Source organism: Streptomyces sp. NPDC054863 (genome assembly GCF_053610825.1).
The window spans coordinates 18,875-28,884 of sequence record NZ_JBSGZD010000080.1; the positions used below are offsets into that span (position 1 = coordinate 18,875).

A 10,010-nucleotide genomic window follows, 5' to 3' on the forward strand; every position below is an offset into this window, starting at 1 on the left:
GTGACGACATCGGACTTCCGGTGCAACCCCTCAGGGGGCAAACCGAATTCATTCATGACCCGTCCTTCTTCTGAAAGCAGGTGAGGAGCTTGACCGTGACACGATTCCCCGAAAACTACGAGGTGTGGAAACAATTGGGAAGCGGAACCCAAGGAGAGATCTTCGCGGCACGTGACATCCGGAACGGCACACTGGTGGCAATCAAGTTCCAGCAGCCGCGCGGTTTCGAGTCGGAGAGCTTCTTCGGGGATCTGACCAAAGAGTTCGACAAGGAAGCAGAGAAGCACGACCTACTCGCCGGGATCCCCGGCATCCCCAGGATCCTGGACCGGGGGTCACACCGGACGAGGAAGTACTTCGCCCTGGAGTTCGTGGAAGGCGTCCCCCTGTACGACGCGATGATCGGGTCAAGGCCGCTGAAGGACCCCATGAGCATCGCGTCGATCATCGGTCAGCTGTGCGAGATCTTGCACGAGGTGCACGAGAGGAACCTTGTTCATCGGGACGTGAAGCCGGAGAACATCTTGTTGGACAAAGAGGGGCGACTCTGGCTGATCGACCTTGGATTCGCCGTCGAAGAGGGAGTGCCGACGGATACACGAGGCACGCTGCTCTACGCGGCGCCCGAACAGTACGACGCGGAAGCATGCAAAGGGGGCATGACGACACGTGCCGACATCTATTCACTCGGCTGCATTCTCCTGGAGATGACCGTCATGCGCCGCCCTTACGCAGCCACCGGCGAACGGCCCCAGCCTGGAACTCCCGTACTGCCACCGGAATTCCTGCCACTGGTTCCGGTCGAATTCCGCTGTGTCGCTCTACGTATGGTGGACCTCCTGCCGGAGAACCGTCCCAGTGCTCGTGAAGTCTTCGAGTGCTTGCGCCGGTACCTGCCGGAAGTCGGCGCGGACGCCCCCGTCAAGCCGCTGCGCTTCGCCGACCCCACGGAACGCTTCCGACGCCATGTCCCTCTTCTGTGACTCAGGAAGCGCCGGCCTTCACCGAAGCCGTGCCAGTTTGTCGGCTACCATCTGCGCTTCTGGGTCCTCCGCGCTTTCCAGCAGTACGAGCGCCCTCTCCAGGGCTTCCACCCCTTCTGCCCTCTCGCCCGCGCTCACCAGGACATCGGCCAAGCGGTGCAGCAACCGGGCCTCATTCAGCCAGTACTCAAGCTGCCGGTAAATGCCCACGGCCCGTCGGTAGACGTCCAGAGCCGCGTCGCGATCCGCCCTGGCGAGGTGGATCTTCCCGAGCGTGCTCAGCACGTTGGCAGTGCCGTTCCGGTCGTCAGTACCGACGAAGATGCGGAGCGACGCGGTGCCCAAGTCCAGCGCCTGGTCGAGATCTCCATGACCGTAACGAATGCTCGCCAGTCCGTTCAGCGCAGCGGCCTCACCCATCCGCTCCCCCAGTTCGCGGAACAGTCCCAGGGCGCGCTCATGATGCTCCTCCGCTTCCACAGGGTCGCCCTGGCGGCAGCGGACCACTCCGAGGGCGTGCAAGGAATGAGCGAGGCTGAGACGGCCCTCGCGCCCCGGGTGCCGTTCACTGCAAGCAACGGCCCTGGTCAGACTGGCCACCGCCAGTTCGTAGAGCATGGGGTTCCGGATACTGCCGGCAACCATGCGGTGGATCATGGCCTGTTCCACCGGCGAGGTGATGTCCTGCACCATGACCGGGACGTCTCTCAGCCGTTGGTACGCCTCGGAATGGAGGTTTCGCCTCCACTGGTAGGTGACAAGTGCCATGGACAGCAGCCAGACATGGCGGTGGAGCCCGCTTTCCGCCGCCAGATCCAGCACGTCCAAAGTCGTCTTGTACTCCGCGTCGAGCAGCTGCATCGCTTCGCGCTCCTCCGTCGGCGCGCACAATTCGACTGCTGCCTCCGCGGGATCGCCGATCGGGAGTTCCCTGCCGGGAACCAGCGCTTGATCGCAGGCCCACACGTAGTGGAGTTGGTAATCCGCCACGTGTTGCACCGTCTTCGCCCTCATCTCCAAGTCCAGGCCCGGCACGTGCTCACCGGCGTATCGGCGGGCGTATACGCGGACGAGGCTATGAAGGCGATAGCGGTCGGCGACCCGTTCGAGGAGGTTTGCCGCCACCAGTTCGACGATTGCCCGTCCCACGTCGACACCCGAACCCAGCCGCCCCAGCCCCATCAGGGCCGACCAACTGACTGTAGGGCCAGGGTGGATGGCCGCTTGGCACAACAACAGTGCCGCGACGGGGGAAAGCTCACTGAAGGAGCAGCCGAGTGCAGGACGGACAGCAAGGTCCTGGTTGGGTGTTTCCAGCTCTTCCAAGCACGTCCGCTCGTCGGCAAGGCGCTGGACCAGCGCCCGTACGCCCTCCGGCGCGCGGTGCGGGAGTTGCTTCTCGATCACCGAAAGCGCCAAGGGGAGCCCCCCGCACAGCTCGGCGATTTTGGGCAACACGTGGGGGCCGACCTGGCGAGGGAAAGAGGGGCTCAAATGCTGACTGAGCACACGTTCCGCGTCCCCGGGGTCCAGCACTCCGATTTCCCTCATGTACACCTCCTTCCGCGCGTGCAGGCCAGGAAGACGGTTCCTACTGGTGATCATCACGGTGCACGCGCCGTCTCCCGGCAGGAGCGGCAGCACCTGATCGGCGTCGGTCGCGTCGTCCAGGACAATGAGCACGGACCGCTCGGCCAGAGCCGACCGGAACGCGAGACTCTTCGTCTCGATCCCCGATGCGTCCGTCGACACTCCCAGGTCGGCCAGAAAGCGACCGAGGAGCTGATCCGGTTCCACGGGCCGGGTCCCGTGCTCACAGCCCTGCAAGTCGGCGTAGAGAATGCCGTCGGGGAAGTGGTCTGCGATCCGGGCCGCCAGATGACCGACAAGCCTCGATTTGCCCACCCCTGCCATCCCCGTGAAATGAGCCAGTAACCCTGTCCCCTTCTCGCACAGGGGGAGGAAGACATCCTCAAGCTCGGCCAGCAGATCCTCCCTCCCGATCAGCGGGCCTTCGCCCACTGAGGGAAGTTGTCGCGGGATCGGCGTGCCAGGCCGGAGCGGGTTGCGTGCGAGACGGGGCGGCGCGGCGAGAAACGCCTCGACGGTAGCGGTGAGTTCAACGCTGGGCAGCCCCCCGCCCTTCTTCCACTGTCTCTTCCACTCCGTAACGATCTTCTTGCGTTGCGGAAGCACGAGCGACGACGGTGCCGCCATCAGGTGACGCCGGAAGATCTCTTCGCTGCGCGGAAAACGCTCCAGGACCTTCTTGGTTTCCTTGAACACTCTTCCTGACTCTCCGATTTCCAGTTCAAGATCCAACTTGCCGAGCATCGCCTCCAGCCACTCGTCACACAGCTTGGCCCGAAGTCGCTCGAACCCCTCGCCCTTCAATCCCTTCAAGGGCTCTTCCCCTGACCACTGCTTCAAGGCCTCCCTCAGCTCCTTGAGGCACTCCCGGCCACGAAGATCCCCCGCCCGTCGAACATGTTCACGAAAACGAAGGTAATCGACACTTTCCCATTCCAGAGAAAGCGAACAGGTGCCCGAATGCTTATGTTTCCCAGGATCGCCGAGCGCCCGGCGAAGTTCCCTGAAGAGCACGGCGAGCCGGTTCGAAGGAACTTCCTCCGCACCCCACAGAACGCGCAGGGCGTCCTTACTGCTGACCCGACAGCCAGGGGACGTGACAATCAGCGCCAGCAGGCCGGCAGTCTTCGTGGCCCCCTCAACACCTCGCTGACCATCAGCTTTGGCGCTGATCGAGCCAAGTACGCGTACCTCCATCGCCTCCCTTTCGCGCAACTCGGCGGCACCCGGCTGCCGGTGGATTCCGTGCAAGGACGATAGGCAGATTCACACACCAAGAACCCGGCCCGCCTCCGTTTTCTCATTTCCGCCTCATACTCGCCTCACTTCGCGCTCTGCGGGCTCCCGCCGATTCCGGCACTGTTTCACCAGGCGCCCACCACGAACGTCACGGAGGGTGCTCCGCAAGGGAATCCACGAGAAGGAGTTCGCAGATGAACCGCCGCAGCCGCAACGACCGCGGGTCCCGCTTGAGGAGGTCTTCGTCCTACCGGCCGCACAAGCGGTCGACGGTCAAGGCTCAGCCGCCCACCCCGGAGACCCCTCCGGCCGCCACCCCGGAAACACCCTCGACCGACCCGGCGTAGACACACTCGCCACGGAATCCGGTGAATGCCCTCCTTCGGGCGGGCGTTCACTTCCCCGCACCAGACTCCGCCCTGCTCGGCAGCCCGTCACCTTCCCCTCATCCGTCCCTGTGGTTCGACAGAAGCCGAACCCCGTCCACAGATGTACAAATCTGTGACGCATGGGACGTGTGACCGCTTCGTCCCCTGCTGTCGACGGTCGGCTCGACGTACAGAGCGCTCCTCACCCAACCGATTTCCGGCGCTTCCACCGCCGAAGGAGAACCTGTCATGGCACCGATCAGTTCGAGCGGCGTACTGGCCGCTGTGAACAGGCACTTTGCCGACCCCCGGATCACCGACGACATCCAGCTGACGATCAGCCTGGAACGAGGCACCGTTTCGCTCTCTCCCGCCGAAGCACGCCACGCGCTCTACGGACCCGAGAAGAACCCTGTGACGTGTGCCGCGATCTGGACGGCGGCGATCCGCAGCGCGCAGGCCGACACGGGCCCGCAGGGGACGTGGCAACTGCTCCTGTTGTGGCTCGCTTGGCCCCGGCTGAACAAGACGGCGTACAAGATCTCCACAGGGCTTCAAAACAGCCTGCCGGACATCGAATCGGAGCTGGTGCTCGGCCTGCTGGAAGCACTGCCGGCCGCGGACCCCGAGAGCCACTGCGCGATGGACGACCTGCTTCGGACAGCACGCCGCGGGGCGGGCCGCCTCTCCCGTGATATCCGGTCGCTGCGGCCCGTCGGCTACATCGAGTCCCTCGCGAGGGACAACAACCATCCCGGCGCGGACGCCCGAGAAGAAGCAAGGGCCTCAGGAACGCCCGACTGGGAACTGGAGATCGCTCCGCCCAACGGACCGGGAGGCCTCCGCGCCCCTCTGCGCCTTGTCGGCTCAGCAGCCCAGCGGGAAGGCGAAGTACTCGGGGAGCTGGCCGGACGTCTCCATCTCCACCATGTCACCCGCCAGGTACGCAGGGCCGGGCGCAGGGAGCACATCGGCACCCTTTCCCTACGCCCCAGCAGGAGGAGGCGGTGAACAACCGACGGCGCCCGATGGGCTTCACCGAGGTCTTCAACCTCCCGGTAGCAGTGGACGCACGCACAGCGGCTTCGATTCTCGGCGTCTGTGTCGGGACCGTGTACCGCTTGATCCAGCAGGGGGCGTTCCCCTGCCCCGTGCTGCGCGTGGGAGGTTGCTTCAGGATTCCGACCACGTCGCTGATGCGCCTGCTGGAGATCGAGGAGCGACCGATCTACGCGGTCGATCTGGAGACCGGCATGGACTCCGCCCGGGATGTCGACACCCCGTGAGCGGGCAGCACTCGGCCGACGATTCCCTCGAGTGACAAACCATCACAATGCCGCCACCCCTCATACCTGGGGTGGCGGCATTGGCGATTCAGGCCGGGCACGGCACGGAGACCGGACATGACACTGTCCGGGGACGATACATGCAGTCCCTCCCGGGCCTCACCAACACAGCGAGTAGAGGCCTTGGGGTTGGTTGCCTTCCTGATGCTCGCCTTGTTCGTCGATCGACGGAGTCCGTGGGTGGCTGCGGCCGAGCCGTGCCTCCCCAGCACGCGGCAGGCACGGCCCCTCTGGGACGGTCAGGTGTCGGTCAGTTGCTCAGCTCGTCGCGGATGAGGTCGCGGACCAGGCGGCAGGTGGTGTTGGACGGCGGGTGGATGCCCACGCGCGCGGCCGTGGCGCGGATCTTGCGGTTGGTCGCCTTCTCGGGGACGTAGACCCCGGTGTCCATCAGGGCTATCGCCAGGCGCATGGCCTTGAGACGGCGGTTGTGGGAGATGTACCACTCGCGCGGCCGGCCGGCCGGGAGGGGCTTCTTGCGGAGCGGTTTCGGCGGGTTGCCCCGGTCGGTCTTCGGCTTGTGCGGGCGGGCGTTGGTCATCAGTGCGGCAGCGGTCACGGGCATCCTCCTGAGGCGGTCACGGACCCTCTCGGACGCTTCCCATTTTACTGGGCACCACTGACAATCGGCCCTGGCCAGGGGCCGTTTGAGGCCGGGTGGGCGGAGGGGCTGGGGGTACCTTTGGGGCATGGAGATCTGGATCAATCCCGCGTGTTCCAAGTGCCGCTCGGCGGTGCGGCTGCTGGACGAGGAGGGGGCCGAGTACACCGTGCGGCGCTACCTCGACGACGTACCGGACGAAGGGGAGATCCGGGAGGTGCTGGGGCGGCTCGGGCTTGAGCCGTGGGACATCACGCGGACCCGGGAGGCCGCGGCCGAGGAGCTGGGCGTACCCGGGTGGCCGCGGGAGGCGGCGGCGCGGGACCGGTGGGTCGCCGCGCTCGCCGCGCACCCGGAGCTGATCCAGCGGCCGATCATCACGGCCGACGACGGGACGGCCGTGGTGGGGCGTACGGAGGAGGCGGTACGGGACGCCCTGGGGCGGCTCGGCGGCTGAGGAACACGTCACGGCTCAACCGCCGAGGAACTCCGCGATGCGGTCGTTCAGTTCGGTCGGCCGCGCGAACGGCAGGCTGTGGTGCGTCGCGTACGGGAGTACGGAGATGGTGGCCGCCGGGAGGAGCTCGGCGGCCCGCGCGGCGGCCTTGCGGGAGTCGTGGGTACGGCTGTGTTCGGCGAGCAGGATCAGGGTGCGGGGGCGCAGGGTGCGCAGCTCGTCGGGGGTGGGGCTCGGTCCGGTGACGGGCCGGGCCCCTTTGAATTCGGCCGCGGCTTCCTGGAGCCGGAGCCAGGCCGGGTCGAGGGGGACGCCCTGGGTCTCCCAGCGGAGGAACTTGGCGATGCGGTCGGCGCGGGGGCGCAGCAGCATGGGGAGGGCGCGCGCCAGATAGCCCTTGGCCAGGCCCGCGAAGCACTGGGTGGGGTCCAGCAGGACGAGGTCGCTGACGCGACCCGGGGAGCGCAGGGCGTAGTGGAGGGCGGTCCAGGCGCCGTAGGAGTGACCGGCGAGGGCGGCGGGCGGGGTGCTGACGCTGCCGGCGCCGATGCCGTCGAGGACGGCGTCCAGCCAGGTGCCCTGGTCGGCGATCGTACGCAGTGGGCGGGCGGGATCCGCCACGCTGAAGCCCGGGTCCCCGATCGGGTCGACGGCGTGTACGCGGTGGGTGCGGGCGAGGCCGGCGACGTTGGCGTACCAGCTCGGGGAGCTGGTACCGCCGCCGGGCAGCAGGAGGAGGGGCGGGGCGTCGGCGGGGCCGCAGCTGTTGATGCGGGTGGTTCCGAAGGGGGTGGGGACGGTACTCGGTTCGGCCGCGTGGCCCGCGGGCCACTTGGCCAGCAGTGCTTCGTACGCGGCGCGGAAGGCTTCTGGGACACCGCTGCCTTCGGCCGGGGTGGGCCCGGTGGGCGGGGCGGGGCGTCCGGTCATGCGGACGCCTTCTTCGGGGGCGCGTTCAGAGCCGCGTCCGCCTGTTCCAGGATCTCCGTGACGTGCAGGCCGAAGCGGGCGTCGCAGGGGTGCGGGATGCCGGTGCGGGCCGCCTCCAGGAGGGCGTCGATCGCCGTGCCGAAGGAGTCCACGCCCGCTCCCCAGGGGCCGGGCAGGGAGTGCACGCCCGCCGTGCCGCGGAGTTCGATGTCGACTCCGGACGCCTCGGGCGGGGCGGTCAGGCTGAGGGTGGTGGAGCTGGAGGCACCGGAGGCGTGGCGGAGGGTGAGGTGGACGGTGTCACCGGGTCCGGGGGCCGCCGTCAGGTCCGTGACGTCGCCGAGGACCGGGAGGAGTACGGAGAGGGCGTGCGGGCCGACGTCCCACAGGGCGCCCTTCTCGCCGCGCCACGGGGAGGCGGTGGCCGGGCCGGACCCGCCGGGCCGGAAGAAGGCGCCGAGCCAGTGGGCGCGGGCGGTGAACCAGCCGTCGGTGGCGGTCTGTTCGGCGATCCAGGGGACGGTGCCGGCGGCGAAGCGGAGGGTGAAGAAGACGACGGAGGCGATGCCTGCGGCCTCGGCCGCCTCCGCGACCTGGCGGGCACCCTCCGTCGTCGTGGCGACCGGCTTGTCGAGGAGCAGGTGACAGCCGGCCCGGGCGGCGCGGACGGCGAGGGGGGCCTGGATGTCCGGGGGCAGGGCGATCGCGACGGCGTCGCAGGCGGCGAAGAGCGCGTCGACGTCGTCGTACGCGGTGGTGGAGTGCGCTTCGGCAATCCTGGCGGCGGCTTCGGGGCGGCGGCCCCACACGCCCACGAAGTCGACTTCGGGGTGGGCGGCGAGGGCGGGGGCATGGGTGCGGTCGGCCCAGGGGCCGGTGCCGAGGAGGCCGATGCGGAGGGGGGTGGGGGGCGGGGAGGAGTGCGGGGTGGGGTGCGGGGAGGTCATGCGGGCCAGTCTGCCCCGGGGGTGACATCCGTGGTCCCCCGCGGGGGGGGGTGCCGCTGCGCGGGGCCGTTCCCCGACGCGCCCCTTCTCCCGAAACGGGGCTCTGCCCCGGACCCGGGTGGCGGGCCCGGCCACGGCCGGTGTGTGTCCGCGGGTCGGATGTGGCTGGTCGCGCAGTTCCCCGCGCCCCTGAAAGATTGCCGCACGGTTCCCCGGGCCCCTGAAAGAGTGCCCGCACGGTTCCCCCGCACCCCCGAAAGGTTGCCGCGCGGTTCCCCGGGCCTCTGGAGGGTGCGACGCATGTCACGTCCGCGTCCGGCCCGGTAACACGGGGTTCACATACGGGCAACGGAGGGGAAATCCCCCGTTGCCAGGCTGCCGACCATCACCGCAGCAGCACGGGGCGCAGTACACCCCGCCACCGCCGCACCGGTGGCACCGCACCCCGCAGCCGCGTAGAACCCGTAAAGGATGGCGTCCGTGACGTTCAAGGCCGAGTACATCTGGATCGACGGCACCGAGCCGACCGCGAAGCTCCGCTCGAAGACGAAGATCCTCAGCGACGGGGCGGCGCTGCCGATCTGGGGCTTCGACGGATCGAGCACCAACCAGGCCCAGGGGCACCGCTCGGACCTCGTGCTGAACCCGGTGTTCTCCTGCCCGGACCCGATCCGCGGCGGCAACGACATCCTCGTCATGTGCGAGGTGCTGAACATCGACATGACGCCGCACTCCTCCAACACGCGTGCCGAACTGCGCCCGTTCGCCGAGCAGTTCGCGGGCCAGGAGCCGATCTTCGGGATCGAGCAGGAGTACACCTTCTTCGAGGGCGAGCGCCCGCTCGGCTTCCCGGTGGGCGGCTTCCCGGCCGCGCAGGGCGGCTACTACTGCGGTGTCGGCGCCGACGAGATCTTCGGCCGCGAGATCGTCGAGAAGCACCTCGACCACTGTCTGGCCGCGGGCCTCGGGATCTCCGGCATCAACGCCGAGGTCATGCCGGGGCAGTGGGAGTTCCAGGTGGGCCCGCTGGCCCCGCTGGAGGTCTCCGACCAGCTGTGGATCGCCCGCTGGCTGCTCTACCGCACCGCCGAGGACTTCGGTGTGTCGGCCACCCTGGACCCGAAGCCCGTCAAGGGCGACTGGAACGGCGCCGGTGCGCACACCAACTTCTCCACGAAGGCGATGCGCGAGGGGTACGACGCGATCATCACGGCGTGCGAGTCCCTCGGTGAGGGCTCCAAGCCGATGGATCACGTCAAGAACTACGGGGCGGGCATCGACGACCGCCTGACGGGCCTGCACGAGACCGCCCCCTGGAACGAGTACAGCTACGGCGTCTCCGACCGCGGTGCCTCGGTCCGCATCCCGTGGCAGGTCGGCAAGGAGAAGAAGGGCTACATCGAGGACCGGCGTCCGAACGCGAACGTCGACCCGTACGTGGTGACCCGGCTGATCGTGGACACGTGCTGCACGGCGCTGGAGAAGGCCGGGCAGGTCTGAGTCACGCCGTAACAGGCTTGTGGGGAGGGGGCGTTCACCGGTTCGGTCC

10 protein-coding genes are annotated in these 10,010 nt (G+C 68.1%); 6 read left to right on the plus strand and 4 right to left on the minus strand.

Features of this window, described 5'->3' with window-relative positions; genetic code table 11:
• The first annotated feature begins 95 nt into the window (after positions 1 to 95).
• The gene (locus ACWGIG_RS16965; RefSeq protein WP_453322386.1) at positions 96 to 983 is read left to right on the plus strand and encodes a serine/threonine-protein kinase; all 888 of its coding nucleotides are present in this window, start codon (positions 96 to 98) and stop codon (positions 981 to 983) included.
• Between the two features lie 18 nt (positions 984 to 1,001).
• Here the strand turns inward: ACWGIG_RS16965 and ACWGIG_RS16970 are convergent, their stop codons facing one another.
• Positions 1,002 to 3,824, minus strand: coding sequence for a tetratricopeptide repeat protein (locus ACWGIG_RS16970; protein WP_453322387.1), 2,823 nt, complete (start codon positions 3,822 to 3,824; stop codon positions 1,002 to 1,004).
• A 182-nt stretch (positions 3,825 to 4,006) separates the two neighbouring features.
• On the opposite strand from ACWGIG_RS16970, the gene ACWGIG_RS16975 reads away from it, so the two are divergent.
• The 3 genes from ACWGIG_RS16975 to ACWGIG_RS16985 all read left to right on the plus strand — a co-directional run bounded on the left by ACWGIG_RS16975 (position 4,007) and on the right by ACWGIG_RS16985 (position 5,466).
• Entirely contained in the window at positions 4,007 to 4,159 is a 153-nt protein-coding gene (locus tag ACWGIG_RS16975; protein ID WP_453322388.1) for a hypothetical protein, read from the plus strand.
• 270 nt (positions 4,160 to 4,429) lie between these two features.
• Positions 4,430 to 5,191, plus strand: coding sequence for a hypothetical protein (locus tag ACWGIG_RS16980; protein WP_453322389.1), 762 nt, complete (start codon positions 4,430 to 4,432; stop codon positions 5,189 to 5,191).
• Complete coding sequence (locus ACWGIG_RS16985) at positions 5,188 to 5,466, plus strand: helix-turn-helix domain-containing protein (RefSeq protein WP_453322390.1); 279 nt, start codon at positions 5,188 to 5,190, stop codon at positions 5,464 to 5,466. The genes ACWGIG_RS16980 and ACWGIG_RS16985 overlap by 4 nt, the downstream gene beginning before the upstream one ends.
• Positions 5,467 to 5,776: 310 nt before the next feature.
• On the opposite strand, the gene ACWGIG_RS16990 is transcribed toward ACWGIG_RS16985, so the two are convergent.
• Entirely contained in the window at positions 5,777 to 6,067 is a 291-nt protein-coding gene (locus ACWGIG_RS16990) for a hypothetical protein (RefSeq protein WP_453322396.1), read from the minus strand.
• A 148-nt stretch (positions 6,068 to 6,215) separates the two neighbouring features.
• On the opposite strand from ACWGIG_RS16990, the gene ACWGIG_RS16995 reads away from it, so the two are divergent.
• Positions 6,216 to 6,584 (plus strand): ArsC/Spx/MgsR family protein, encoded by a 369-nt coding sequence (locus ACWGIG_RS16995; protein WP_453322391.1) that lies wholly within the window; start codon positions 6,216 to 6,218, stop codon positions 6,582 to 6,584.
• A gap of 15 nt (positions 6,585 to 6,599) precedes the next feature.
• On the opposite strand, the gene ACWGIG_RS17000 is transcribed toward ACWGIG_RS16995, so the two are convergent.
• Together ACWGIG_RS17000 and ACWGIG_RS17005 are read right to left on the minus strand one after the other, a co-directional pair.
• Positions 6,600 to 7,514 (minus strand): alpha/beta fold hydrolase, encoded by a 915-nt coding sequence (locus ACWGIG_RS17000; protein WP_453322392.1) that lies wholly within the window; start codon positions 7,512 to 7,514, stop codon positions 6,600 to 6,602.
• Positions 7,511 to 8,461, minus strand: a complete 951-nt coding sequence (locus ACWGIG_RS17005; RefSeq protein ID WP_453322393.1) for a Gfo/Idh/MocA family protein — start codon at positions 8,459 to 8,461, stop codon at positions 7,511 to 7,513. The genes ACWGIG_RS17000 and ACWGIG_RS17005 overlap by 4 nt, the downstream gene beginning before the upstream one ends.
• 480 nt (positions 8,462 to 8,941) lie before the next feature.
• Between ACWGIG_RS17005 and glnII the strand changes: the two genes are divergently transcribed.
• Positions 8,942 to 9,961: a glutamine synthetase gene (glnII, locus tag ACWGIG_RS17010; RefSeq protein ID WP_453322394.1), complete on the plus strand. Its 1,020-nt coding sequence runs from the start codon at positions 8,942 to 8,944 to the stop codon at positions 9,959 to 9,961.
• Positions 9,962 to 10,010: the final 49 nt, after the last annotated feature.